Consider the following 24,864-nt stretch of genomic DNA (forward strand, 5'->3'; position numbering starts at 1 on the left):
AAAGGGCGTTTCTTCTTGCGGGTCCCGCGCCCACTGTCCTACACTGTCGCCATGACCCGTCGGGACATCGCGTGGATCGGTGGAATTATCGTCGCCGCGGCCCTTTTGTTTGTTCCGGGCTTTTTCAACGGAAAAATCCCCTTCTCCGGGGACATCACCTTTTCCTTTCACCCTTGGTTGACGTACGCCGCCCAGGAGGTCCAGGCCGGGCGCCTGCCGCTTTGGAATGGTTTTTCCTCTTGCGGGGAACCTTTTCTGGCCAACCCCCAAATCATGCTTTTTCACCCCCCGGCCCTTCTTTACTGGGTCTTCCCCTTTGCGACGGCTTGGCGATTGGGGATCGGACTTAACGCCGGCCTGTTGTTTTTGGGAACGCTTCTCACCGCGCGGGTCCTGCGGCCACGCGCCGACCGGTCTTCCTCCCTCCTCGCGGCGCTGGCCGTCGCCTTGGGCGGTTTCGCGGTGGTCAACTGGGAATTCCCCGCCGTGGGGGCCACGCTGCCTTTTCTTCCGTTCCTCGTTTTGTTTTCCTGGACCGGCCGACACCGATGGGTGCCCTGGGCCACGGCTCTTTTGTTTTTCGGCGGCTACACGCCCCTCACCGAATACGGCCTCCTCTGGGCCGGGGCGGCGGTGCTTTGGCGGGGGGCCCGGGAACGGCGCTGGTCTTCTGTCGGTTTTTGGGCCCTCGGGGTGGGCTTCGGAATCCTGGCGGCGTTGCCGCAAATTTTGCCCTCCTGGGAGCTGGCCGGGCGATCGCTCCGCTCCGCCATCACGGACTCCGACGCGGCCCGTTATCTTCTCACCCCCGCCTTGCTTTTTAAAATCCTGATTCCCAACCTGATCGACAAAATAGCCTCTCCGTTCGCTCCTTCGGCTTTCGGGGCGGAATTTTGGCCCGTGCAGCGAAATTGGTTGTCGACTTTTTACGTGGGCACCGCCCCTCTTCTCCTGGCCCTGGGGGCCGTTTTCACGCGGACCCGCAAAAAGGGGTTTTGGATCGGGAGCGGCGCCCTGTTTCTCCTCCTGGCCCTGGGGTGCGAACCGCTGTTTTCCGGGGCCCGTGTCCTCGTCCCAGGATTTCGTTATATGACCCATTTTTCCAACGCCGCCGTGGTGACGGTTCTGACCGTGGGCTTTCTGGCGGCACTCGGCGGATCGGACGAATCGGCAAGAAAAAAAGCGACCCGATTCGCCTGGGGCCTGGGCGCCCTCTGCCTCCTGGGCGCCCTGTGGTCCGCCCCGCGTCACCGGCTGATCGGCGCCATGCTGGGCCTGGCGGATCTCACCGCCGCCCAGGACCGCTTCGTGCGGTGGGGGTTTATTCAAACGGGCGTCGCGGCCGCGGCCGTGGGCCTGCTGGCGCCCCGGGGACGTCGCGGAACCGCCGGACTTTTGTTGCTCACGCTCCTCGAACTCGCCTGGAACGCCGGCGGCCTTCATCCCCTGGCCCCCGTCGACTTTTTTCGGGAACGCATCGCCTTGGCCGCGGTGTTTCAGAATCAACCGCGCCGGTTCGCCCTGGTTCCGGCGGCCCTGGACAACCGCGTCATGACGGGGGACAATTTGGTCGAGGGTTACCGCAGCCTGCGCCAGGCGGGTTTCCCAACGGTCATGCTGCCCTACCGCGCCCCCAACGCCTGGTCCTACGAAGTCTTCGGCCTGTCAGAATTCGCGGCTTTCCGTCGACTTCTTAATCGAGAAGATCCCGGGGGGCCCGTGCTTGATTTTCTGGGCGTCGACGGCCTGGTCGCCCACCGGGGCCTTTCGGCGCCCCGGGTTCCCACGGCCCGGGCCGCCAACGCCCTTTTCTACCGCAACCCCGGAGCCCTGGAACGGGTCACCGCCGTCGCCCGGTCCACGGCCATTGCGGACGCCTCGGCGCGCCTGGCCTATTTGGGAAGCGCCTGGGATCCCCGCCGTGAAGTGGTGTTGGAGGAGCCGACGGTGAACCCCCCGTCCGACGCTTCCCCGGAAATCCGCTGGACCGAAGGACCGGGACGGGTTGACTTTCAAGGGCGGGGCGCCGGTTGGGCCGTTCGGAGCGCGCCCTGGTACCCGGGATGGGACGTTTATTTGAACGGCGCCTTGGAAAAAAATCGGCGGGCCAACCACGCCTTTCAATCGGTGGCGTTGCCGTCGGGGGATTGGCGGGGGGCCTGGGTGTACCGGCCGGCGCTCTTTCGGTGGGGATTGGGGCTGGGAATCGGAAGCCTGATGGTCCTGGGGGCCGGCGCCGCCCGGCGCGCCCGGCGGTACGGCTAAACCGGCACGGCGTCCCGACGGACCAAGTGATGTCCGTTGATTTTTTTGGCCTCGGCCAGGGCCGCGGCGGCCTCGTCCAGAATGGGCACGTGGTGGTGAAAGCGCCCGGGGGCCACATCGACAATGCCGATGGAAAGCGTCATGAGCGCCGGGGCCGCGCCCCGGGCCGGGGGCGTCCGGTCTTTTTCCTCGTATTGCATCAAAAGCAACATTTCCGCGTTTTCCAAGGCCCGGGCCGCCACCACTTCCGCCCGCACCGCCGTGCTCACAAAACCGAAATCGTCTCCGCCGAAGTGGGCCACCAAATCGTTGCTGTTTCCCAGTTCTTGAACCGCGCTGCGTAAAATCATGCCGATCAGGCGAACGATGTGATCGCCCTTTTCATAGCCGTACGACCGGTTAAAGGCGGCCAACCCCGAAACATCCACCCGGGCCACGGTGAAAGCCTCCTGGTCCATCAACCGCCGTTGAATTTCCCTTTCCAACGCCACGCCCCCCGGAAGGCCCGTGAGCGGGTTGGCGGCCAGCTCCTCGCGGCTCCGTTGAAGCACCCGTTCCACCCGGGCCAACAGCTCCAAAGAATCGAAGGGTTTTGACAAGTATTCGTCGGCCCCCAGCTTGAACCCCGTGACTTTGTCCTTGGTGGCGCCCAGGGCCGTCACGAGGATGATGGGAATCAGGCAGGTGGCCGGGTCCGATCGAAGGCGCTGGCACACCTCAAAGCCGCTCATTTTGGGGAGCAGGACATCGAGCAAAATAAGGTCGGGGCGTTCTTCCCGGGCGAGCCGGAGCGCGTCTTCGCCGTTCCGAGTCAACGTGACGCGATAGGCTTCCTGCTTGAGAAGGGTCGAGACGATCTCCGAAAGAGTTTGGTCGTCTTCGACGAGCAGGAGCCGGGCGGTGGAAGAGCTCATTGCCCTTCCCGGAAACTCAAATACACCCATCGGCCCTGGCGGTTCACGTCCAACAGCAACCCGTCCTGGGCGTCGGCGGCTTTGGCGGTCTTGAGGAAAGCCGCGAGGTCGGGCGTTTTCTGCCGGTTCACCGACGCCACCAAATCGCCCTCTTCCAACCCCAGCCGTTCGGCCAACCCCCCGGGCTGGACTTCCACCACCACCACGCCCGGGGCGCCCGGGGAAAAACCGTAACGCTGGGCCAATTCGGTCGAGGCGGGGACGAGGCGCGCGCCTTCCCATTCCACGGGCTCGCCGGGGGCCGGTGAGCGGCCGTCGCCGCCGGCGGCGGGCGCCGCCGCTTCGGAGGGCATTTCCGCGGTCACCAAGGATAGATCGCGCTCCTTCCCGTCGCGCACGATTTTCATGGCCACGGTTTTCTTGGGTGGCGTTTTTCCCACCAACTCCACCAAGGCTTCCTGGGTGGGGGTCCTTCGGCCGTCGAAGGACACGACCACGTCGCCGCGTTTCAAGCCGGCCTTGTCGGCGGGGGACCCCGGGAGCACGTTGTTGATCATCACGCCTTCGGTCGATTTCAGGCCGAACTGCCGCGCCATCACGTCGTTGACCGACAAAATTTCCACGCCCATCCAACCCCGGACCACGCGGCCCTTTTCAATTAATTGCTCCATGATGTCCTTCACGCGGTTCACCGGAATGGCGAAACCGATGCCCGCGAAAACGCCGGTGGGGGCGTAGATGGCCGAGTTGATGCCGATGACTTCCCCCCGGATGTTGAGGAGCGGCCCGCCGGAATTTCCCCGGTTGATGGCGGCGTCGGTTTGAAGCAAATTCGAGTAGTTGACGCCTTCAATGTTCAGGGTTTGCCGCACCGCCGAAATCACGCCCACCGTGAGGGTTTGTTCCAACCCGAAGGGGCTGCCGATGGCGATGGCCCAATCCCCCACCCGAACACGGTCCGAATCCCCGAGCGTGGCGTAGGTCAACGGTTCTTTGGGAGTGATTTTGACCACCGCCAAATCCGTGCGAGGGTCGGCCCCCACCACTTTGCCCGGAAACTTTTTCTCCTCGGGACATTGAAGGGTCACGGTCAATTCGTCGGCGCCCCGGACCACGTGCTCGTTCGTCAAAATGTAACCCCGGGGGTCAACGATCACGCCCGACCCCAGCCCCTGCTGCCGCCGCTCAAAGGAACGCGGCGCGGGGGCCGCGCCCGGCGCCCGACGGGGCATGCCCTGGAATTCGCGGAAGAAATCCTCAAAGGGGTCGCCGAAATAAAACTGGGGGGCCTGAACGGTTTCGATGTGGGTGGCGGTGATACTGACCACGGCGGGCTTGACCTGGGCGGCCACCTTGGCGAAGGAGTTCTGGAGATTCAAAACGGACCCGTCCACGGGCACGGGGTCCAGGGAAAGGCCCTTGTCTTTTTTGGGGCCCCAGGCCGTGGGAAGAAAGGAGGAAATGCGACCTTCGCTCTGCCGCTCGGACATCCATACCAAACCCAGGGCGAGGGTCGTCGCGAGAACGCCGAAAAGGAAACGATCGTGCTTGGAAGGTAAACTCATGGATGGCTCCTTGGGGTTATTCCGCGCGCACGAAGGGCAAGGTCGGGTCCTGCCCTTGACGGTAGACGCCGAGGGCGCGGCGCTGGCTGACCCCCTCGGGGGTCAACAAATCGATGTAAGGGGGGGCCGGACGGTCCGCCGCGTCGGCGCCGCCGAACTGCGCGGCACCCGGGTCCGTCCCCACGGCCATGGGACCGCCTTGGGGCGCCCGGCCCATCACGGCCACGCCGAATCCCCAACCGTCGGGATCGCCCCGAAGATAACGGCGCGGAAGGGTGGCCGTGAAGCGCGCGGGCCCGGTTTTCTGGCCGGCCAAAGTCGCCACCGTGCGGGGAGCACCGCCCGGAACAAATTGAAACAGTCGCGCGCCCCATCCGTCGATGCTCATCGCGTATTCCCAGGCGTCCTGGGATTCCACCAGGCCCGGCCGACCGGGCAGCAACTCTTGAGCGCCGGCCCCGGGGGAATGATTGATGTCGATGTAGACGTCCACCAAGGGGAAGGAGAACCCCAACGGCGCTTTGAACGGATTGGGCAGCGCCGCGAATTCGAATCCAAGAACCACGGCGTCGGTCGTGGGGCTTACGTCAAAAACGCGCAGATCCCAGGTCCCCGTCTCGTACTGGCTGCCCATCGGATAATAGTAATTGCCCGGGCCCCGATCGTCGTGCAGGGGGTCCCGCCAGCGAAGCGTCGCGCCGACCCGTTCAAAGGACCCCTCGCCCTCCGCCGTCGTCGGGACGCCCCCCCGGGCGAACCCGTTGCGAATTTCGGGGGGCACGGGCTTTCCCATCAATTGAAACACCTGGTTGAGCGAGGCGAGGAATTCCCGTTTTAAATCGGCGTCCCGGGCGCCGTCGGCCTCCTGCCCGAACGAATGGAGGTACGTCCCGCTCTCGGCGGCGTAGACCGCCCGGACCGCCAGGTTCAGGCTTCGCACATCGGCTTGCCCGGCGTTGGTCACGTCTTCCACGGAACGGCGGGCGATGCCCAGCAATTCCCAGGCGCGGTTCTCCTCGTTGTCGCCGATCCAGGGGGTGAAATCCGGCGTGGGCAGGGGCGAACGGACCACCGACGTGGAAACGGATTCCCGGACGGTGTCGGACACTTTGGCCCAGTGGAAAGCTTCCGTCGAAAGCCAGGATTCCCACAACGTCAATTCGTCGAGGGTCGCGACGTGGACGGGGCCCCAGGTCTCTCCGGCGGACAAAGCGGGCCCGGGGCCGCGCTTCCACCAGTCGCGCCGGGCCGCCGCGCCGATCGGCGGAAGGGCCGGTCGCGCCAAGGAGAGGCGATCGTCCTCCAGCAACAGGGGCGACCCGGGGGTGGAGGCGAGCAGCCCCCAGCGAAGTTTAAATTTCGCCAATTCGGCCAATTCGGGGCCTTGAACCGCGTCCCAGGGCATCATCACCACGGCCGGATCGGACCGCCAGCGGCGGCGATGGGCCGCCCGGGCCAGGGCGATTTGTTCCGTCACGTCCTGGGGCCAGGCGAAACGGGGGGGCAGGGCGGTCACGGGCGCCGTTGATGCTTTGGCGTTGTCCGTGTCCATCAGAAGAGGCAGCACCGGCCGGCCCGGCAGCGTCAGGGCGACTTCGAGAGCGCCGGAGGAAATCAGGGAGAGGAACAGTGCCCGGGCCTGACGACCGTTGGCGTCATCGGAAAAATAGGCCTCGGGGAAGAGGGCCGTCACTCGAAGACCCGGACGGGCGGCCAAATACCGGGCGGCGGCCAAGGGATCGGATTTGGGGGCCGGGGTCCAAAGAACGGGCAATAGCCCCACGGCGGGGCCCGTGGAGGGAAGAATTTCCACCGGCGGAAAGCCTTCCGCGGGAACCGTCGATGGAACGGGAATCGTCTCGCCGGGGAGCGTCGGAACCGCGGGGGTCGTCGGCTCGACCGGCGGAATCCCCATGGGCCGCACCCGACCCCGGGGGGGCAAAGGGCCCAGACACCCGGCGACCAGGAGGAAAGCCCCGGCCCAAAGTGCGCGGCCGCGGCTCACGAGCCGATCTCCAGCAAGGAACATTCCCGGGGCGCCGGGGTGCGTTCGGGGTTGGCGGGGTCCAGCTCCCACCGGCCGTCGACTTTGAATTTGTATTCGTAGCGGCCGGGGGCCAAGGGCACGGTGGTTTCCCACACGCCGTCCGCGGTGCGCGTCAGCGGATGGTCGGCCGCGTTAAAATCGTTGAAGGAACCCCCGACCCACACGGATTGGGCCGCCGGGGCCAAGAGGCGGAACGCCACGGGCCGAAGGCCGTCCTCGGGCGCTCGAAGAACGACGGGCGAAGGCGCCCGAAAAACGGGAACCGAGGCCGCCAGGGAGCGGGGCGTGGCGCCCCGGGCGCGGTCCAGCGCGGCCAAGTCGCGCCCCACTCGCAGGGTGGCCGGCGCCATAAGGCCCAGGGCCGTCAGGGCGAAGAGCGCCGCCCCCCGGGACCTCCGGGTCGCCGCCGTTGAATCCACCGTCAAATCGGTCATGCCGTCGCTCCGTTCAAGGATTTCCACAACACATCCGTCCGGCCAAAACCGCCCGGTTTTAAAACCAACTCCCGCGCGGGCCCCTCCAGGGATCGACAGAGGGGAATTCCCGGGGCGACTTTCCCGACCACCCGCCACCGGTTTTGACCCCAGCATTTTACCAATCTCAAAGCCGTTTCTCCGCCCGTGAGGACCCAACGGGGGGATCGGTTCGCCTTCGGGATCCCCCGGGCCTCCACCACCAATCCGCGAAGCACCGTCTCCGAGGAGGACCGCCGTCGGGGCGATCGAATAATATGGACGTTCCATTGGGCCGGAAAGTTCCCCCGCCGGAGCCGTCGCTCAATGAAGTCCAACTGCGCCCCCGTCCGGGGGTGGGCCGAGCCGGACACCACCACCGCGGACCGGACCCGGGAAACGGCCGAAAGGGCCCCGCGCCTTTCCCCCGGACCGGCGAAAACGCCCAGGAAAGCCGAGGAGCCCACGGCCACCGAATCCTTGGCCGCGCGGCGGGCCGCCTGGCGCAATGCCGCGTTGTCCGGCACGTCGGGAATCGTCAATCGCCGACCCAACCCGCGGGGCCGATCGAGGAGGGTCGCGACCCGGGCGCTCCGACGGGGACTCCGGGGGTCCCGGCCGAAGGGCGTGCGGTCCAGGGGAATCCCCTCCACCAACAACCGGCCGGCCACCACCGTTCGCCCCGCCCGGGGAAAAGCGGGGACAAAGAAAACCGGGGCCTTCACGTGCGCCGCCCGGAGAAAAGCGTCGGTTTCGGGGCCGACGGGGCCCCGCAGGGTGGAATCGATTTTTTTGAAAAGGACGTCGGCGCCCCACCGTCGGAGGGATCGGACGGCGGAACGGACCTTGGCCGCGGCCCGGGCGGGCCCGTCGTGGCGGGAATCGGTGTTGATCACCCAGGCCCGGGACCGGAAACCGGGGCGGCCGCCGGGCCAGGCGTGAAATTCCACGGGCCAGCCCCGCTCGGCCAGGGCCAGGGCGGCGTCGCCCGCGCCGGTCAAATCGTCGGCGAGGACCCCCAGTCGGAAACGCCGCCCCGGGAATCGACGGAAAACCTCAGTCTTCTTCGTAGGCGTCCAGGTGGGGCCGCAGGCGGTATTTGGCGCCCGCGGCGTGGGCGACGGCTTCCACGCCCGCGGGGTCCACCCCGGGGAGAGCCACGGCGGTCACCGTGGTGTTCGGCACGGCCCGGGCGCATTCGGCGATGAATTCCTTGACGCTGTCCAGGGCCCGGTCCCGAAACTCCGGCCGGGGTCGCATGATTTTAAGGTAGGTGTCGGGATCGACGGTGTTGAGGCTGATGGACACCGCGTCCAAGAAGGTCAGCTCCGGGGCGATGTTCCGCCCGTTGATCAGGTTGCCGAGGCCCACGGTGTTGAGGCGGACCCGCCGGGCGCCCCGGGCGCGGAAGGCCGCCGCGAGGGTTTTCATTTCCGGCAACCGATAGGTGGATTCCCCGTAGCCGCAGAAAACCACCTCGCGGTATTTGGAAAGGTCCGGGGGAGCCGCGTTCAAAATGTCCTCCACGGTGGGCTCCGCCGGCAATTTCAAATCGTGGCCCCGATACTTGTAGTCCCAGGAAAACTTGATGCAAAAAGCGCAGGCCGTGGGGCAGCGGCTGGTCAAATTAACGTACAAGCCGCCGTCATACTCATACACCAGGGACACGGCCGTGGCGGTGGTCACAGGGGTTGGGGAACGGCGCCGGCGGGCAAGGCGGGCCGGGGCTCCGGGTCCAGGGGCGTGGTCCAGAGCAGGTTGGCGTCGCCGATTTTAATGGTGAAGGCCCCTTCCCGTCGGGAGTCGACCAAAAGGCGCCCCTGCCTGTCGACATTGGGGAAGGCCAGAAAGTACGTGTAGTCGGCCAACCCCGGCTGGGTGGAGGCCAAACCGAAGCGAAAGCCCTGCAGGGTCTGGTGCAGTTCGGCCGGCAGACGATCCGGCGTCAGGGCTTTGTAGGACCGGCCGTCGGGGCCCACGAGCCGGACCTTTTTTCGGACCCAGGCCTCGGGCCGGGGGCGGACTTCGCCGCCTTTTTGGCGGGCGTAAATCAGGCCCACCAGGGTGTAGGGCCGCAAAAATTTCTGGAGAAGGAGGACCTCCTGGGCGGAGAGGGCGGCGCCCGGGGAGGCGCCGGCGGCCGCGGAGGCGAGGCTGTCCCAGATGGGTTCCGGGAACCAAATGCCCACGGCCAAATCCCGCGGGCCTTTGTGCATTTGCATGTAGCGGGCCACGAGGTTCTGCTCCGTGGCGGTCAGTTCTTCCGCCCGAAGCGCCCCCGGCCCGGCCAACGTCAGGAGAAAGAAGGAAAACAGGAGCTTGCGCGATCGCATCTTAAATAGTATATCACTTATGTCTTTGGTATACGGAGCGCTTCTCCCAGGCCCGCCGAAGGTTCACCGTTGGCGGGGAGGGTTCTTTTTTTTGTACTCCCCCTTTGACAAATTCCTTTAAATTGCTAGAATAGGCGAATTATGACCGAACAAACGACCTACGCCGTTATCCGCACGGGCGGCAAACAATACCGTGTGACCGCGGGCGAAAAGCTCAAGATCCAGAAGCTTCCCGAAGCGGCCGGCGACGCCGTGACTTTTTCCGAAGTGCTTCTCGTCAAAGACGGGGACGCGCTCAAGACCGGCCGCCCCACCGTGGCCGGCGCGGCCGTCAAGGGCCAGGTGTTGCGCCAATTCCGCGACAAGAAAGTTCTCGTTTTCAAGAAACGCCGGAAAAAAGGCTACAAAAAACTCCAGGGCCACCGGCAGGACCTGACCGAAGTGCTGATCGAATCGATTCAAACGGGGAACTGACATGGCATCCGTAAAATCCCAAGGCTCCACCTCCAACGGCCGCGATTCCCACGGCCAGCGGCTCGGCATCAAGGCGTTCGGCGGCGAAAAAGTGACGGCCGGCTCCGTCATCGTCCGCCAGCGCGGCACCCCCATTGCGGCGGGAACCAACACCGCCGTGGGCAAAGACGACACCATTTTCGCCACCGCCACCGGCGTCGTGAAATTCGAATTTCGACGGGGCACCCTGGGCCGTTCCGGTGGTCGTCGGCGCGTCTCCGTTTACCCCATCGCGGCCAACGCTTAAAACGCCCCGGCCAAACCATCTCCACAGCCCGAGGGGCCCCGCCTCTCGGGCTGATTTTTTTCTAGGAACCCTTTATGAACTTTGTTGACCGCGCCACCCTCCATCTCCTGGGCGGCAAGGGGGGCGACGGCTGCCTCTCTTTCCGACGGGAAAAGTACATCGAAATGGGCGGCCCCGACGGCGCCACCGGCGGCAAGGGCGGGGACGTCTGGCTCCTGGCCGACCCCCAAAAAAACACCCTCTACGATTTCACCTACCGGCCCCAGTACCGGGCCGAGGACGGCGTCAATGGCCGCGGCCGGGATCAAACCGGTGCCGAGGGCGAAGACCTGACCATCCGCGTGCCTCCCGGCACCCTGGTGTTCCGGGACGGCCGCCTTCTGGCGGACCTCAAAGTCGCCGGGGACAAATTTTTGGCCGCCCGGGGCGGCCGGGGCGGGCGCGGAAACGCCAGCTTCAAAACTTCGGCCAACACCGCCCCCCACCTGTCGGAAAAGGGCGAGCCCGGTCAAGACGTCAAAGTTGATTTGGAACTCAAACTTCTGGCCGACGTGGGTCTGGTGGGTTTCCCCAACGCGGGGAAAAGCACCTTCCTCTCGGTGGTCACCCAGGCGCGGCCCAAGATCGCCAACTACCCCTTCACGACTCTCACCCCCAACCTCGGCGTCTGCGCCGTCCACGGAGCCACTTTCGTTTTGGCCGACATCCCCGGCTTGATCGAAGGAGCCCACACGGGCAAGGGCCTGGGCGACGAGTTTTTGCGGCACGTGGAGCGGACGCGGGTCCTGATCCACTTGGTGGACCTCTCGGGCTACGAAGACAAAACGCCGCTCAAAACCTTCCGCGCTTTAAACGAGGAACTCTCCTCCTATTCCCCCAAACTGGCGGAGAAGCCCCAAATCGTCGCCGCCACAAAAATGGACCTGACCGATTCGGACAAGGCCCTGACGGCCTTTCGCAAAGGCCTCAAGGGCGTTCCCGTTTTCCCCATCTCCTCGGCCACGGGCAAAGGGGTCAAAGAGCTTCTTTCCGCCGTGCAGAAAACCCTGGCCGAAGCCCCCGAAGCCCCCGTCTTTCAGCCGGAGCGCCTGGACGTGGTGCTGGAGCCGGATTACCGCGCCGAGAAAACCGCCGACCACCGCTTCCGCGTCTGGGGCCGCGAGGTGGAGCGCCTCATGGTCGTCACCCATTTCGATCAGGACGAAGCCGTGGCCCGTTTTCAAAAGATTCTTAAAAAAATGGGCGTCGAAGACGAACTGCGCCGCCGGGGCGCCGTGTCGGGCGACGTTGTGACCGTCGGCGAGTATGAATTCACCTACCGGCCCGACATGGGCGACCGCCCCGTGGCCGCCGGCCGCTCGGCCCCCCGCCGACCGTCGGAACGAACCAAGGACGTGCCCAGCCGTTCCTTCAGCGAATCCAAGAGCCGCGGGCGGACCGCCCCGCCCCGGGTGCCCTTCGGCGATCCCAAGGATTACCGGCGGGCCGAGCGCATCGGGGGCACCCGGCGCCGTTCCCGGAACTCGGGAAAAATGAAAAAATAAAGGGGCACCCATGTCCCTCACCTCCCGTCAACGCCTGGTGGTTAAAGTCGGCACGGCGATCTTAAGCCGCGCCGAAGGCGGCTTAAACCGCGCCCGTCTCCGCCAATTGGCCGAGGAACTTTCCGGCCTTCAAAAGAAAAATTTCGCCCCCCTCGTCGTGTCCTCCGGCGCCATCGGCGCCGGCATGGACGCCTTCGGTTGGCGCGTGCGCCCCACCGCTCTGCGGGACAAACAGGCCGCGGCCGCCGTGGGCCAAGTGGCCTTGATGGAAGCCTACAAGGCGGCCTTCGGGGAATTCGGCGTCACCGTCGCCCAAATCCTCCTCACCCGCTCGGACCTGGAAGACCGGGAACGCTACCTCAACATCCGCCACACTCTCACCGCCCTTTTGGAACGGGGCGTTCTCCCCGTCCTGAACGAAAACGACACCGTGGCCACCGACGAAATCAAGTTCGGCGACAACGACTCCCTCTCGGCCCTGGTGGCGGCCAAGATGGACGCGGGGCATCTCTTTATCCTGACCGACGTGGACGGCCTCTTGACCAGCACCGGGGCCGAAGGCCAACTTCTGCCCGAAGTCTTTCAAATCACCCCCGACATCGAAGCCCTGGTCCGGGCCGGGGCGGGCTCCGCCAAAAGCGTGGGCGGCATGGCCTCCAAACTTTCGGCCGCGCGACTGGCCATGGCCTCGGGCGTGGAAGTCTGGATCGCCTCGGGCCGAAAACCCGGCATCGTTCGGGACATATTGGAAGGGCACGGCCGGGGCACCCGGTTCGCTCCCCAGGAAGAGGCCTTGAGCGCTCGAAAACGCTGGATCGCCTTCGGCCGCCGGGTGAAGGGCGCCCTCCATGTGGACGCGGGCGCCGCCCAGGCCCTGGTGGACGGCAAGCGCAGCCTCCTGCCCGCGGGCATCGCCCGGGTGGAAGGCGCCTTCTCCGCGGGGGACACCGTCAAAATCCTGAACGCGGCCGGCCGGGAAATCGCCCGGGGCCTGGCGGCCCACGGCTCCGGCGACCTGCAGAAAATCAAAGGTCGCCGCTCCTCCGAAATCGAGTCGGTCCTGGGCCATCCCGCCCCCGCCGAAGTCGTCCACCGGGACAATCTCATCGTTCTCTAACCGGCTCACCGCCGGCGGCCATCAATAAACGATGCGCCTTCTCAACACGTTTTTCAAACGCCCTCCGACCCCTCCCGTTAATTTTGTTACCATTCTTTTAATGAAAAAATGGGCCTCGGGAATTCTGTCGTTTTTTCTGCTGGCGGGTTGCACCGCCCACCGAATATTCTATTTCCCCGATTCAAAGCTTTACGTGGACCCGGACAAATTGGGCCTGCCCTACGAGGTGGTGACCTACCCCAGCCTCAATGGGAAACAATTGGTCGGCGTGTATTTTAAAGCGGAGGGACCGGCCGTCGGCACCGTGGTCCATTGCCACGGGAACGCCCACAACGTGTCGGACCACTTCCCCCTGGCCTTGTTTCTTCGCAAGGGCGGTTTCGATGTTTTGTCTTTCGACTACCAGGGATTCGGCGCCTCGGAAGGCCGGCCTTCGCCGGAGGGGACCATTGAAGACGCGGTGGCGAGCGTTCATTACGCGTCCTCCCGCCTGGCGCCCGGAGCCCAGGGCGTCGTGCTCTTCGGCCAGTCCCTGGGCGTGGCGGTGGCCGTGGGCGCGGCGGTTCGGGAACCCGCGGTTAAAGCGTTGGTGTTGGAGGGGGGATTCAATTCCTACCGAGTGATCACCCGGACGGTTCTTCGACGCAGTTGGATTTTATGGCCCGTTTCGGCGATCTTGCCCCCGATCCTGGTCCGAAAGACTTGGGACCCGGAAAAAATCGTCGCCGAAATTTCCCCGCGTCCTCTCCTGGTGATACACGGCACCGCGGACCGGGTGGTGCCGGCGGTCCTTTCGGAGCGGCTCTTCGCCCGGGCCCGGGAGCCCAAGAAACTCTGGCTGATCCCCGGGGCCGGTCATTTGCAATGCCACCGCGTGGCGGGGGCGGCCTACGAAGAAAAAGTGATCGGCTTTTACCGCCGGGCCCTGGGGCTTACAGAAAATAATTGAGGGAAGCCGCGGCTTCTTGGTAAATCCCGGTCCGTGAAAACTCCGTCCGTAGAAGCCAGCGGGGCGTCAGTGACCAACCCGCGGTGGCGGTCCAGCGCGTGACCGTGTCGACTTGCCCCCAGGCGTAGTGAATCACGCCCCCCTCCGCCGAAATTTTTATCGGCGAAAAAGACGCCCACAGAACGCCCCCCGTCCCCCCCCACCCCACCCGGGCGTTCTCCCGAAAGACCCCGCCCAGGCCCGCGTCGGCGTCGATCCGCGCGTAGAGGATCGCGGGCCAATTCCCCGGTGTTTTCGCCGAAAGGCCCGACCCGCCGTTGAGCGTGAAATGCGAACCCCCGCTCGGCTTTTTAAAACGATCCCGGGCCCGGTCCCACCCCATGAAAAACCGCCAGGACGGCGAGCGCGCCCAGGGGTCCCAGGGCGTCAGGGAAAAAATATCCACCAAGGTGCCCCGCTCCAGAGACGCCCGGTTCGTTTCGTTCAAATAACGAAGCTTCACGGTGAACATACTGAGTCGGCTCCCCCGGGGAAACCCCGGCGACGGGTCGGTTAAATCGTGGAGCGAGGTGCGAAGCTCCAGTTCTTCGAAGCCCTGTCCGGCCCCACGACCCGTTCCCAGGCCCAACCGACCCGTGGGGTGGCTGACCTCGGGGGGCTCCAGGGCGGCCAGGGCCGCCGAGGAAACGTCCGGCGCGGGCGCGGGGACGCGGCTCCGCTCCAGCAACAATTGCCGCTCCATCGCTTCCTCGGCCGGGGAACCGTAGCGGCGGAATTTGTGGCGCAGGCGGTAATAATCGTAAGCGGATTCCCACAGGAGCGCCCGTCGCTCCGGGGGAAAGGCCTCGGCGCTCGGAAGCGGCCCCGGCCGGGAGGCCCGCTCCACCCATCGCCGCTCCGTTGGAGATAGAAGGGCCCGCCGGGCCAAAATAAATTTCAGTTGGGCGGGCCGCCCCCGTCGCGCGGTCGCCAATCCCGGCGCGGCGAGCACCCGCCGCAGGGTATCCACGGGAATCGCCTTCCAGGAAAACCCGCCGCTCAGGGAGAGCTCCGGGATCGCCACCTCCAGCAGGGGCAGCAGTTGGTAGGAGCAATTTTCCGTCAGAAAAAAGTAATCGAAATAGGTGGGCCCCATCTCCCACAGATGGTCCATGAGGCGGCGGATCTGGGCGGTGGAGAGGGCCAAGTCGAATTCCCAGAGGTCGCGGTTCTCCATGTTGTTGTACTGCTGGATCTTCATGTAGTAGGGGTGGGTGGAGAATTTCCCCGGGTAGCCGCCCAGGAGACCTTTGACGGCGAAGGCCAGGCCGTTGGTCTCGCCGGTCACGGCCGCGAAATTGGCCGTGTAATCCAGGAGCGGGTCGGCCCCGCCGGCGCCCCGGCGATGGAGCCGAAGGAACGTGTGGCCGAACATGGAGGCCGGGTTGTTCAAATAGGCCGTGGCGAACACCAGGGAAACCCCGTTCACGTCCAGGTTTTGCCGCCACTTTTCGAGGCGGGGCGACGAAATTTCGGGCAGGCGGGTCCCGTCGAACCCGAGGGCTTCTTTTAAGTAATCGTAGCGGGCCGGGAAGAGCCCTTGGGGGTGGAGGGTGTCCGTGTCGGCGGGCGGCGGGTCGAAGAACGCCACCAACGTGGCGTCCAGCTCTGCGGCCGCGTCGGCCGTTCCCCGGGGGGAGAGGAAAAAGTCCTTCCCGTCCACCGAACTTCCCCATCGGCCCCGCCAATTTTTTTTCATGTGGAGGAGGGCCCGCCAGCGGGGATCGTCGGCCAGGGCGTTGGCCCGGGCGCGCTCCCGCAGGGCGTCCAAATAGGCGGTGTCCGCCGCCCGAAGGGCGAGGGGCGCCAGGAACAGGAAAAACATCAGGGATCGTCGCATGGAAAAAAAGCGGCCCCCGCGGGTCCCGCGGAGGCCGCTTGGAAACCTTAAGGAGTCGCCTTAGCCGAGGAGGTCCGTGCGCCCGGCGAGCTTGTCCGCCAGGGCGTTCAGCATTTCAACCGAGGTCGTGGCCGCCGAGGGAACCAGCGCGCCGTAGTTCGAACGCACGAAGGCGCCGAAATCGGCCTGCTTCTCCGCTTTGACGCCCAGGAGGCGCGCGAAGGCCGAGAGGTATTCGCCCTGGCCGTTCACCATGTCGCGGGAGAGGTCCTTCATGTTGATTTCCGCGTAGACTTCGACTTCCTTCACGAACTTGACCGCGCCGTCTTCGGTGCAGCCCGAGGTCCCGGAGGTCATGCCGAAGGTCTGGTTGGCCGAGGAGCCGTTGGTTGTGGCGGCCAAAATCTGCATGACCGGCGTGTTGTCGCTGTTGCCGAAGAGAACGTAACCCAACCCGCAACCGCCCATGGGATGATTGCCGCCCTTGGCGAGCGCGAGAGAGGGGATCATTGCCGCAACGAATCCGAGTGCCAACAACTTTTTCATGTTTCCTCCTGGAAGAAATAACGAGTGAAAGCGACTTTCATGTATATACCACACAAACCCGGGGAAATCAACGGAAGCCGCCGACCGCGATCGGCCCTTGCGGCGAGGCCTTCCACGGCGTATCTTTACCCCATGGCCAAGGTCCTGGTGGCGGACGATTCGGCGGTTTTGCTCAAGATCGCCCGTCTCGTTTTTGAAAAGGCGGGTCACGCGGTCGAGACCGCGGCCGACGGCCGGATCGCCCTCGAGCGCGCCCGGGCGGTCCGCCCCGACCTGATCGTTTTGGACGCCGAAATGCCGGTGATGACCGGCCTGGAAACCTGCCGGACCCTCAAAGCCGAACCGGCGACGTCCGCCATCCCGATCCACATCTACACCGGGCACGACATCGACGGCCCCACGGCCGCCGCCTTCCGGGCGGCCGGCGCGGCGGGCGTTCACGCCAAACCCTACACCGCCTCCGCCCTCCTCGCCCTCCTCCCCCGCTGACCCTTTCTTTTCGCCCGGAAGCTCTTGAAAGGATCGTCGATCGGGGGTATACAGAAGAGGTTCAGGGCACCGCTCCCCGGGGAGGAATTCGATTTTGGCAACGGAGCATTCATTTCAAGACGAGTGGATCGTTAAAATCGCGGAACCCCTCGGCCTGCCGCCGGACGTGGTGCCGGGGCTGCGCCAGGACCGCGAGCCGTCTTTGGCTTCGGCGCTTCTGCGCCGCGGCATTGTCGATTGGCCCCGCCTCGCCGACGCGGTCGCCCGCGCCTATTCCGTCCCCCCCCTGGATCTAAACGCGACCCACGTTGAAAAAAGCGCCCTGACCCTCCTCACCCAGCCGGTCTGCGAAAAGCTCCGCCTTCTTCCCCTCCGCCTGACCAACACCACCATCACCGTGGCCATGGCCAACCCCCTGGACGCCGACGCCCTTCGGGAGACGCGCCTTTTGGCCGCCCGGGAGGTGGAAGCCGTTTACGCCCTGCCGGAGAAGATCGACGCCCTGGTGGCCGAATGCTATTCGGACGACATGATGGTCGTGGATTTGATCGAAAAACTGGACGTCGACGAGCGGCTGGAAGTGCTCGATTCCTCCGGGGCGCCCAACACGACGCTGAACGCCACGGGACCCGTGGAGCGGTTCGTGAACGATTTGATCGCCAAAGCCGTGCGCATGGAAGCGACGGAAATCCGCATCGATCCCGGGGAGGCGACCAGCGACGTTCGGTTTCTGCTGGACGGCCGCCTCCGCGCCATCTTGACCTTGCCCAAGGCTCTGGCCACGGGACCCCTGGCGGCGCGGGTGAAGGCCCTGGCCGGCCTGGACCCGGCGGAACGCGTGCGCGGCCAACAGGGCCGGGCCACCCTGCGCCTGGCCGGACGCGAACTGGGCCTTCGCGTGTTTTCCCGCGGAACGTCCGCGGGCGAACGGCTGGCCCTTCGGGTGATGGACGAGCGCGTCGCTTCGCTGTCGTTGAACGCGATGGGCCTTCGCCCCGCCCTCGCGGCCAAAATCGACGCTTTGCTGGCCGAACCCCGGGGGCTCCTTTTGGTCGCGGGCCCCACGGGTTCCGGCAAAACCGCCCTGCTCTACACCCTGCTGAAAGAGGCCCGGGGGGAGGGCCGGGTCCTGGCCACCGTCGAGAACCCCATCGAATTCAAGCTGGCCGGCGTCCCACAAATCCAGGTCAACGAATCCCAGGGCCTTCACTGGGCCACGGCTCTGCGCTCGGCGCTCCGGGGGAATCCCGGGGCGGTCCTGGTGGGCCACCTGGCCGACGCGGAAACGGCGGGCGTGGCCCTTCAAGCGTCGACGGCCAAACTCCTGCTGGCCGGGGTGCACACCGACCGCGCGCTGGAGGCGCTGGCGCGGCTGGTCGACATGGGCTTGTCCCCGGAAAAAATCGCCGGCGCCGCGGTGGCCGCCGTGTCCCAGCGGCTTTTGCGGCGTCTGTGCGAACACTGCCGGAAACCCCTGCCCCCCGAGCGCATCGGCCCCGCCTTGACGGCGGCCATTCAAGGGGCGGGCGGGCCCCTGAACGTGTACGAAGCGGTGGGGTGCCACGATTGCAACTTCACCGGCTTCCGGGGACGTTTCGCCCTGATGGAACTGGTCACCGTGGCCGGTCCGGTGCGGGAGGCCCTCGCCCGGGCCGCGTCCGACCCCGACCTCGCGGGGGCCGCGGCGGAATCGAAAAATTGGGAAACCTTGGCCGCCGACGCCCTCTGGCACGTCGGCGCCGGGGACACGACCCCGGGGGAAGCCGCGCCGTTTTTGGCCGACGTTTTGGCCGCCCCCTCCGCGCCCCCGGCGGAGAAAACGCCGGCCCCCGCGCTCGCCGAAAAGAAAAACCGGCGGGTCCTGGTGACCGACGACGACGCGGTGATCCGGACGGTCCTCCGGCGGGTGTTGGAAAAAGAGGGGTTCGTGGTGGACGAAGCGGTTGACGGCATTCAGGCCCTGGCGCGGGTGGCCGAAGGGGCCCCCGACTTGGTGTTGTTGGATTTGGACATGCCGGAGATGGACGGCTTCGGCGTCCTGAAACTGCTCCGGCGGCGCATGGGCATGGTGAACCTGCCCGTGATCATGCTGACCGCCAGCGACGATGAAAAAAACCAGTCTCTGGCCATGACCCTCGGGGCCGACGACTACGTTCTCAAGCCGATCAAGCCGCCGGCCATCGCCGAGCGCGTCAACGCCCTTTTTCGACGCCTGAAAAACTGACGCGGCTCCCGGGCCTTCCTCAGCGCCCCGCGCCCAGGCGCCAGGCCACCATCCCCCACTCCTCCTCCATCGAATCCGTCAACAACTCAGCTTCCGCCCCGTCCTTCCGGTCCGCGGCGTCCTCGGCCCAGCGGCTCAGACGCTGAAGGCGCAGAGCCCCGAAGGTCCCGCAGGTGCCTTTGATTTTGTGGGCGGCGGACTTGACCTCTTTCCAGTCGGCGCCCACCGCCGCCTGGCGCAGGGCGGCGATTTGCTCGTGGGTCTGGCGGAGGAAATCCTCCCGCAGGGCCGGAAAGCCCGTCTCCCCCAGATCCCGGAGGCCCTGGAGCGTTTCCGGGTCCACCGACACGTCCCACCGGGCCAGCGTCGCGGCAAGGGCTTCGGTGGTCAAGGGTTTGGTTAAATAATCGTCCATGCCCGCGGCGCGGCACCGCTCGCGGTCCTCCTCGGTGGCGTTCGCCGTCACGGCGACCACCGGCGTCCGCCGTTTCTTGTCCTCCCACCGCCGGATTTCGCCGGTGGCCAGATAGCCGTCCATCGCGGGCATCTGGCAATCCATCAAGACCAAATCGTAGGGTTTCTTTTTAAACAGCTCGACGGCCGCCCGCCCGTCGGCGGCCGCGTCCGCCCGATAGCCGAGTTTTTCCAGTTGCAGTTGAAGGACTTTCAAATTCACCGGGTTGTCCTCGGCGACGAGGATTCGGAAGTGGGCCCGCGGGGGGCGCGCCGTCTTGGACGGGGCCACGCCCCGGGCGGGGGCTTCCTCGGCGGGCGCCGCGGCGGGCGCCACGCAGGGGATTTCGACTCGGAAGGCCTCCGCCCCGCCGCCGGGGGGGGCCGTCAACGTGCCGCCCATCTGGCGGATCAGGTTTTGGGCCAACGCCAGGCCCAGTTTGTCCGGTCCCGGCGAGGGGGATTCCGGCGGGGCCGCGGGAGCCTCCCCCGCGCCGGCGTCCGGCGCCGGAAAATCGAATCGAAGGAGGGCGAGCTCCCCCGGCCGGTCGACGCGCGCCACCCGAAGCGACCGCCCGTCCGGCGGGGCGGTCCGGAGGAGGCGCAACGCCAGAAGGCGCAGGACTTGGCGGAGGCGCTCGGCGTCCCCCCGGCAGGGAATCGCTTCCGCGGGCGCCTCCACCGTCAACGGCGAGGCTTTCTCCCCCGCCGACGCCTTCACGGTCGCGACCAAATCCGTCAACAGGTCCTTGAGCCAAAAATCCTTGTCCCGCAGGGAAATGTCCCCGGCCTGCCACCGGGCGTGGTCCAGCAAAATCTCCACGGTGTCGTTGAGGGCCTGGGCGGAGTGGCGAAGGATGCCGAGCCACTCGCGTTGTTGGGGGGCCAGCGGGGAATCGGCGAGCAGGGCGGCCGCGGCCAATAGGCCATTGAGGGGCGTTCGAAAATCGTGACTGAGATTTTCCAGAAATCCGTCGGCAAAGGATCCGCTCCGGCCGGGGCGGGGAACCGCGGGGGCGGCGGTCGGCGCCGGGGGCGTTTCGGGCGCGGAAACGATCGCGGAAGCCGGGGACGCCGGGACGGCCGACGGCTTGGGCGTCGGGAGTTCCGCCCAAAGACGAACGCCCTCGGAAGACCCCCGGCTTTCCACGCGAACCCGCAACAACACTTCGGCGCCGGTCAGATTCAGGAACGGCCGGGGCGTTCCGGACTCGAAGGTGGCCCGAAGGGCCTCAAACGTCGGGATTTCCGGGCACCAACGACCCAGGATTAATTTCAGCGGCTGGTCCGGCAATTCACCGGGCCCGTAGCCCAAACGTTCGGCCAGACGGGAGCCGACGCGTTCGATGCGGCCGTCGACGCTTAAAAGCAATACGTCGAGGTCGTCGTTTCCATCCGCTGTTTTCGCCACCGAATTTTTCCTGCCTTTTAAAGGCCGAGAATCGCCAGTTTTTCTTTGAGCGTCCGCGCGGAGATCGGCTTCATCAAATACTCGTCCGCCCCCGCGTCCAAGGCCGCCGACACGTCGTCCATGTTGTTCATCCCCGTCACCATCATGACCCGCAGGGTGGACAGAGCGTCCTCCGTTCGAATGGCTTTGAGGATGCTCAATCCGTCCATGCCCGGCATGCTCCAGTCCAGCAGAACCACGTCCGGCGGAGGATCGCCGCGCAGCAACTCCAGCGCCTTCTCGCCGTTGTCCACTTCCCGCACCTGGTGACCCAGTCGGGTCAACATCAATCCGATCAGTTTCCGCACGTCCGTTTCGTCGTCCACCACCAAAGCTCGCACCGGTTGACCTCCTCGCTATTGGGTTGTTCCATCGCCCCGGCGCCCCCGGGGAATCAGAGCCCCAGGGCCGCCAATTTGTCCCGCAACGTTTCTTTCGTTAGGGGCTTTAAGACATACTCCTGAGCCCCCGCGTCCAACGCCTCCGCCACCCGCCCCACTTCCATTTCGGTGGTGATGACCACCAGACGGACGCCGCCGTACGCCGGCTCCGACCGGACGGCTTTGATGAACGACACCCCGTCCATTTCCGGCATGTTCCAATCCACCAGGGCGACGTCGGGACGATAGCCCCCGCCAAGGGCCTCCAGGGCGTTCTTGCCGTTCTCCGCTTCCCGCGTCTCGAAACCCAGTTCGGTCAACATTCGCTTCAAAATGGTCCGCACCGCCCGGGAATCGTCGATGACGAGCGCTCTCACGACGGCGCCCCCGAACAACGTTTCCACGCGTCCAAGCGGTCCCGAACCGGGGAAGCGGCGCGGGGTTCCGTGCCCGAGGCGGCGATCGCGCGCAAAGACGCTCGAATGTCGTCGACCGCTTCCCGCAGCATCGCGGAAAGCGCCGGATCGAGGACGGCCCGGCGGTCCCGCAAAATCCCCAGACAATTTTCCGCCGCCCGCGCGACCGTCCGCAAATTGGAAAAACCGAAGAACCCGCAGGAACCGGCGAGGGTGTGCATCCACCGAAAAACGTCCGCCAAGGCTTCCTCGGTCGCGAGCGGACGGTCCAGCCACCGGCAGAATTGGCCCATGTTGGATTCGCTCTCCGTCAAAAAAGCCTCCAGCAATTCCGCGTCGCCGTCCGTCACGCCGGCCCCCCCGCCCGGCGCCGAACTTCCGCCGCCAAAGCGTCCAAGGAAAGCACGGCGTCCGCCAATCCCGATTGGGCCACCGCGCCGGGCATGCCCCACACCACCGACGAGGGCTCGTCTTGAACCAAAATCACCGCCCCGCGCTCGCGCAGGGCCCGCACCCCTTCCAGCCCGTCGTGCCCCATGCCCGTCAGCACGACGACAATGGCGCGCTCCCCCGCGGCGTCGGCCACGGACTTGAACAACACATCCACCGAGGGTCGGCAGGAATTCACCGGGGGGGCGTCCGACAGGTCCACCCGCAACCCTTCCGTCGTTCTTTGAACCACCAAATGCCGGTCGCCGGGCGCCAGCCAGGCCTGCCCCGGGCGGAGGGGCGCGCGCGACTCGCCTTCCCGAACCGCCACCGGGGTTTCCCGGGTCAACCGTTCCGCCAACAGCGCGGTGAACAGGGGCGGCATGTGCTGGGCGATCACCGCGGGAAGCAAGAAATCGGATCCGAGGCCCGACAGCAACCGCACCAACGCGTTGGGGCCTCCCGTGGAAGCGCCGATCGCCAGGAGCAGCGGAGAGGCCCGTGCCACGCCCCGGGGCCGCGCCGGTCGGGGCGCGCGGGAAACGATGGCCTCCCTCAAACGCCGATTTTCCTCCTCGTGCAGCGCCTTGAGCCGTGGCAACAACACCGTCCGAATATGCCGCCGGGCGTCGTCCAGGCCGTTTCCTTCCGGCGGTTTCGGCACGTAGTCCGTGGCCCCCAAGCACAACGCCTCCAGGGTCGATCGGCTGCCCCGTTCCGTCAAATGGGAATACATGACGATGGGCAACCGCGGGAACAACCGGCGCAAATTCTTCAGCAACTCCAACCCGTTCATCCGGGGCATCTCGATGTCCAAAATCACGACGTCGGGCTTTTGCGACACCACCAACGACAACCCGGTTTCGCCATCGGGGGCCACAACGACGGAGACCTCCGGGTCGGATTCCAGTGTTTCCACCAGGAGCCGTCTCAACACCGCGGAATCGTCCACCGCCACCACGCGAAAACGGCTCACGGCCGGCGGCTTCCCATCAGGGGCGCCCGCGTTCCCGAAAGTGAACTTCCAAACGCCCATCGCCGAAGGGCAGTCGCGCCGCGGCTTTGGGAGCCCCGACGGGACCTTCCCCCCGCCCCGCGGAGGCCGGTTTCGTCAAATGGAACTCCGCCGTCGCCCCGTACACGAACGGAAGGAAATTCCCGCAAACAATGTTGGAGAGCTCGCCCAGGGCGTCGGCCGCGTCGGGGCCTTCCCCCCGACCGATCATGCCTTCGGCGACCGCGGCCGCCGCCCCTCCAAAAAACGTTAAGCGCATCTCTCCCCGGGCGGCGCCCTCGAATTCGACGCGGTAGGCCGCCTCCCAGGGGGCGGCAGACTGGACGGCCGTTTCCCGGGGGGCCGGTATCACGCCCGAGAGGGCCTCCAGGCTTTCCGCCGCCACCCGCTGGAGGGCGGCGTCCCATTCACCCACGGCGGGGCTCGGTGACGGATTCAATTTGCGCCCGAAGGTCTTCCGCCGACCAGGGCTTGTGAACGAACCCCGCGCCTTTTTCCATCAAGTGCGCGATGCGCCCGGCGCTCGACTCGCTGGAAACGAACACGACCGGAAGATCCGCGTGACGGGCCGACGAACGAACGGCATCGTAGAATTCCTCTCCGCTCATGACCGGCATGTGGAGGTCCAGCAACGCGACGTCCACCCGTTCCCGCTCCAAGAGCTCCAACGCCTCCCACCCGTTGGCCGCTTCGTGAATGCCCGCCACGGCCAAACCGGAACGGTCCAAGGCCTGGCGAATCATTTTCCGCATGACCCCGCTGTCGTCGACAATCAACACGTTGAGACTCATCCCATTCCTCCGGGTTCGGACGTGGGTCCCGGCGTTTGGTAACACCAGGACTTATTTTTTTCAATGAGGCGATAGTGGGGATCGGTCAGAAGCGCCGTTTCCGTCCCCCCCAAAAACAAAAACCCGCCGGGACGCAACACCCGTCGCACCCGCGCCAGCAAGGCCTTCTTGGTTTCCTGATCGAAGTAAATCATGACGTTGCGCAAAAACACGACGTCCATGGGCATCACGGCGGGCCAATCCTTGACGAGGTTTAGGGGGCGAAACTCCACCGCCTCCCGCATGGAATCGTTGATCCGCCAATCCCCTTGGCCCACCGGGGAGAAATACCGGCGACGGCGCTCCGGCGTGAGCCCCCGGTGGATTTCCAATTCGTGATACACCCCGGCCCGGGCCCGGCCCAGGGCCGCTTCGGACAAATCCGTGGCCAGCACCCGCTTTTTGGTTCCGGCGGGGAGGCTTTCGCCCAAAATCATCGCCAAGGTGTAGGGTTCCTGCCCGCTGGAACACCCGGCCGACCACACCGCCACCGACGGCTGGGCCGGCCGCTTCAACAATTCGGGCAGGACCCAATCCCGGAAAAGTTCGAAAGACGCCTCGTCCCGGAAAAACCGCGTTTCGTGCACCAACAACGATTCCACCACCCGGCGTCGAAGAACCCCGTCGCTCTCCCGACGGGCCCGGCCGATCAAATCGGCCACCGTCGTCGGGCCTTCGCGGCGGGCCAAATCGGTCAAGCGGATTTCCGCGAGGTAGGCCCGCCCGGCGTCGAGAACCAGCCCGGCCTCCTCCTTCGCGATCCGCTGAACCCATTGAAATTCCTCCGGCGTCACCCCAATGTCCTTT

Annotated in this window: 25 protein-coding genes; 8 read left to right on the forward strand and 17 right to left on the reverse strand. The window is 65.8% G+C overall.

The features are described from left to right. Window positions 1-51 precede the first annotated feature (51 nt). Window positions 52-2,265, forward strand: a complete 2,214-nt coding sequence (locus tag IPP68_00530; protein MBL0348849.1) for a hypothetical protein — start codon at window positions 52-54, stop codon at window positions 2,263-2,265. Here IPP68_00530 and IPP68_00535 read toward each other — a convergent pair. The 7 genes from IPP68_00535 to IPP68_00565 are packed head-to-tail and all read right to left on the reverse strand — an operon-like array spanning window position 2,262 to window position 9,576. Next, window positions 2,262-3,179, reverse strand: coding sequence for a response regulator (locus tag IPP68_00535; GenBank protein ID MBL0348850.1), 918 nt, complete (start codon window positions 3,177-3,179; stop codon window positions 2,262-2,264). The genes IPP68_00530 and IPP68_00535 overlap by 4 nt on opposite strands. Next, window positions 3,176-4,744, reverse strand: coding sequence for a Do family serine endopeptidase (locus tag IPP68_00540; GenBank protein ID MBL0348851.1), 1,569 nt, complete (start codon window positions 4,742-4,744; stop codon window positions 3,176-3,178). The genes IPP68_00535 and IPP68_00540 overlap by 4 nt, the downstream gene beginning before the upstream one ends. A gap of 16 nt (window positions 4,745-4,760) precedes the next feature. Then, a complete protein-coding gene (locus IPP68_00545) occupies window positions 4,761-6,749 on the reverse strand; it encodes a hypothetical protein (protein MBL0348852.1) in 1,989 nt (662 codons plus the stop codon). Continuing rightward, a complete protein-coding gene (locus IPP68_00550; GenBank protein MBL0348853.1) occupies window positions 6,746-7,252 on the reverse strand; it encodes a glycogen-binding domain-containing protein in 507 nt (168 codons plus the stop codon). Before IPP68_00550 ends, IPP68_00545 begins: the two co-directional genes overlap by 4 nt. After that, the gene (locus IPP68_00555; protein MBL0348854.1) at window positions 7,222-8,244 is read right to left on the reverse strand and encodes a hypothetical protein; all 1,023 of its coding nucleotides are present in this window, start codon (window positions 8,242-8,244) and stop codon (window positions 7,222-7,224) included. Before IPP68_00555 ends, IPP68_00550 begins: the two co-directional genes overlap by 31 nt. 55 nt (window positions 8,245-8,299) lie before the next feature. Continuing rightward, window positions 8,300-8,929, reverse strand: coding sequence for a radical SAM protein (locus IPP68_00560; GenBank protein ID MBL0348855.1), 630 nt, complete (start codon window positions 8,927-8,929; stop codon window positions 8,300-8,302). Further along, complete coding sequence (locus IPP68_00565; protein MBL0348856.1) at window positions 8,926-9,576, reverse strand: hypothetical protein; 651 nt, start codon at window positions 9,574-9,576, stop codon at window positions 8,926-8,928. The genes IPP68_00560 and IPP68_00565 overlap by 4 nt, the downstream gene beginning before the upstream one ends. A gap of 141 nt (window positions 9,577-9,717) precedes the next feature. Here IPP68_00565 and rplU point away from each other — a divergent pair, with 141 nt between their 5' ends. From rplU to IPP68_00590, 5 genes are all read left to right on the forward strand, one after another. Beyond that, a complete protein-coding gene (gene rplU, locus IPP68_00570; GenBank protein MBL0348857.1) occupies window positions 9,718-10,050 on the forward strand; it encodes a 50S ribosomal protein L21 in 333 nt (110 codons plus the stop codon). 1 nt (window position 10,051) lies between these two features. Then, window positions 10,052-10,336, forward strand: coding sequence for a 50S ribosomal protein L27 (gene rpmA, locus IPP68_00575; GenBank protein MBL0348858.1), 285 nt, complete (start codon window positions 10,052-10,054; stop codon window positions 10,334-10,336). A gap of 74 nt (window positions 10,337-10,410) precedes the next feature. Next, window positions 10,411-11,880 carry a GTPase ObgE gene (gene obgE, locus IPP68_00580; protein MBL0348859.1) on the forward strand — a complete coding sequence of 490 codons (1,470 nt, stop codon included), beginning with the start codon at window positions 10,411-10,413 and terminating at the stop codon, window positions 11,878-11,880. Window positions 11,881-11,890: 10 nt separating this feature from the next. Then, window positions 11,891-12,997, forward strand: coding sequence for a glutamate 5-kinase (proB, locus tag IPP68_00585; GenBank protein MBL0348860.1), 1,107 nt, complete (start codon window positions 11,891-11,893; stop codon window positions 12,995-12,997). A 100-nt stretch (window positions 12,998-13,097) separates the two neighbouring features. Next, on the forward strand, window positions 13,098-13,946 hold the full coding sequence (locus IPP68_00590) for an alpha/beta hydrolase (protein MBL0348861.1): 849 nt from the start codon (window positions 13,098-13,100) through the stop codon (window positions 13,944-13,946). Here IPP68_00590 and IPP68_00595 read toward each other — a convergent pair. Both IPP68_00595 and IPP68_00600 read right to left on the reverse strand, forming a co-directional pair. Beyond that, window positions 13,930-15,825: a DUF4105 domain-containing protein gene (locus IPP68_00595; protein ID MBL0348862.1), complete on the reverse strand. Its 1,896-nt coding sequence runs from the start codon at window positions 15,823-15,825 to the stop codon at window positions 13,930-13,932. The two genes, IPP68_00590 and IPP68_00595, sit on opposite strands and share 17 nt — an antisense overlap. A gap of 60 nt (window positions 15,826-15,885) precedes the next feature. Next, on the reverse strand, window positions 15,886-16,371 hold the full coding sequence (locus IPP68_00600; GenBank protein MBL0348863.1) for a DUF3015 domain-containing protein: 486 nt from the start codon (window positions 16,369-16,371) through the stop codon (window positions 15,886-15,888). A gap of 24 nt (window positions 16,372-16,395) precedes the next feature. On the opposite strand from IPP68_00600, the gene IPP68_00605 reads away from it, so the two are divergent. Then, the gene (locus IPP68_00605) at window positions 16,396-16,860 is read left to right on the forward strand and encodes a response regulator (protein ID MBL0348864.1); all 465 of its coding nucleotides are present in this window, start codon (window positions 16,396-16,398) and stop codon (window positions 16,858-16,860) included. Window positions 16,861-16,954: 94 nt separating this feature from the next. After that, a complete protein-coding gene (gene tadA / locus IPP68_00610; protein MBL0348865.1) occupies window positions 16,955-19,084 on the forward strand; it encodes a Flp pilus assembly complex ATPase component TadA in 2,130 nt (709 codons plus the stop codon). Window positions 19,085-19,103: 19 nt separating this feature from the next. On the opposite strand, the gene IPP68_00615 is transcribed toward tadA, so the two are convergent. The 8 genes from IPP68_00615 to IPP68_00650 are packed head-to-tail and all read right to left on the reverse strand — an operon-like array spanning window position 19,104 to window position 24,851. Further along, window positions 19,104-20,948 (reverse strand): response regulator, encoded by a 1,845-nt coding sequence (locus IPP68_00615; GenBank protein ID MBL0348866.1) that lies wholly within the window; start codon window positions 20,946-20,948, stop codon window positions 19,104-19,106. A 17-nt stretch (window positions 20,949-20,965) separates the two neighbouring features. Further along, a complete protein-coding gene (locus IPP68_00620) occupies window positions 20,966-21,328 on the reverse strand; it encodes a response regulator (GenBank protein MBL0348867.1) in 363 nt (120 codons plus the stop codon). A 53-nt stretch (window positions 21,329-21,381) separates the two neighbouring features. After that, window positions 21,382-21,744, reverse strand: a complete 363-nt coding sequence (locus IPP68_00625; protein MBL0348868.1) for a response regulator — start codon at window positions 21,742-21,744, stop codon at window positions 21,382-21,384. Beyond that, window positions 21,741-22,133, reverse strand: coding sequence for an Hpt domain-containing protein (locus tag IPP68_00630; protein ID MBL0348869.1), 393 nt, complete (start codon window positions 22,131-22,133; stop codon window positions 21,741-21,743). Before IPP68_00630 ends, IPP68_00625 begins: the two co-directional genes overlap by 4 nt. Next, on the reverse strand, window positions 22,130-23,188 hold the full coding sequence (locus IPP68_00635; protein ID MBL0348870.1) for a chemotaxis response regulator protein-glutamate methylesterase: 1,059 nt from the start codon (window positions 23,186-23,188) through the stop codon (window positions 22,130-22,132). The genes IPP68_00630 and IPP68_00635 overlap by 4 nt, the downstream gene beginning before the upstream one ends. A 16-nt stretch (window positions 23,189-23,204) precedes the next feature. Then, complete coding sequence (locus IPP68_00640) at window positions 23,205-23,642, reverse strand: chemotaxis protein CheX (GenBank protein ID MBL0348871.1); 438 nt, start codon at window positions 23,640-23,642, stop codon at window positions 23,205-23,207. After that, on the reverse strand, window positions 23,635-24,018 hold the full coding sequence (locus tag IPP68_00645) for a response regulator (GenBank protein MBL0348872.1): 384 nt from the start codon (window positions 24,016-24,018) through the stop codon (window positions 23,635-23,637). The genes IPP68_00640 and IPP68_00645 overlap by 8 nt, the downstream gene beginning before the upstream one ends. Beyond that, window positions 24,015-24,851: a protein-glutamate O-methyltransferase CheR gene (locus IPP68_00650; protein MBL0348873.1), complete on the reverse strand. Its 837-nt coding sequence runs from the start codon at window positions 24,849-24,851 to the stop codon at window positions 24,015-24,017. The genes IPP68_00645 and IPP68_00650 overlap by 4 nt, the downstream gene beginning before the upstream one ends. Between the last annotated feature and the right edge of the window lie 13 nt (window positions 24,852-24,864).

This window comes from Elusimicrobiota bacterium, assembly GCA_016722575.1.
Classification (GTDB): domain Bacteria; phylum Elusimicrobiota; class Elusimicrobia; order FEN-1173; family FEN-1173; genus JADKIY01.

Excerpts from the sequence above, each read along its gene's own strand:
- IPP68_00530 (MBL0348849.1), top strand. The coding sequence starts at position 52 with ATGACCCGTCGGGACATCGCGTGGATCGGTGGAATTATCGTCGCCGCG.
- IPP68_00535 (MBL0348850.1), bottom strand. The coding sequence starts at position 3,179 with ATGAGCTCTTCCACCGCCCGGCTCCTGCTCGTCGAAGACGACCAAACT.
- IPP68_00540 (MBL0348851.1), bottom strand. The coding sequence starts at position 4,744 with ATGAGTTTACCTTCCAAGCACGATCGTTTCCTTTTCGGCGTTCTCGCG.
- IPP68_00565 (MBL0348856.1), bottom strand. The coding sequence starts at position 9,576 with ATGCGATCGCGCAAGCTCCTGTTTTCCTTCTTTCTCCTGACGTTGGCC.
- rplU (MBL0348857.1), top strand. The coding sequence starts at position 9,718 with ATGACCGAACAAACGACCTACGCCGTTATCCGCACGGGCGGCAAACAA.
- rpmA (MBL0348858.1), top strand. The coding sequence starts at position 10,052 with ATGGCATCCGTAAAATCCCAAGGCTCCACCTCCAACGGCCGCGATTCC.
- obgE (MBL0348859.1), top strand. The coding sequence starts at position 10,411 with ATGAACTTTGTTGACCGCGCCACCCTCCATCTCCTGGGCGGCAAGGGG.
- proB (MBL0348860.1), top strand. The coding sequence starts at position 11,891 with ATGTCCCTCACCTCCCGTCAACGCCTGGTGGTTAAAGTCGGCACGGCG.
- IPP68_00590 (MBL0348861.1), top strand. The coding sequence starts at position 13,098 with ATGAAAAAATGGGCCTCGGGAATTCTGTCGTTTTTTCTGCTGGCGGGT.
- IPP68_00595 (MBL0348862.1), bottom strand. The coding sequence starts at position 15,825 with ATGCGACGATCCCTGATGTTTTTCCTGTTCCTGGCGCCCCTCGCCCTT.
- IPP68_00600 (MBL0348863.1), bottom strand. The coding sequence starts at position 16,371 with ATGAAAAAGTTGTTGGCACTCGGATTCGTTGCGGCAATGATCCCCTCT.
- IPP68_00645 (MBL0348872.1), bottom strand. The coding sequence starts at position 24,018 with ATGAGTCTCAACGTGTTGATTGTCGACGACAGCGGGGTCATGCGGAAA.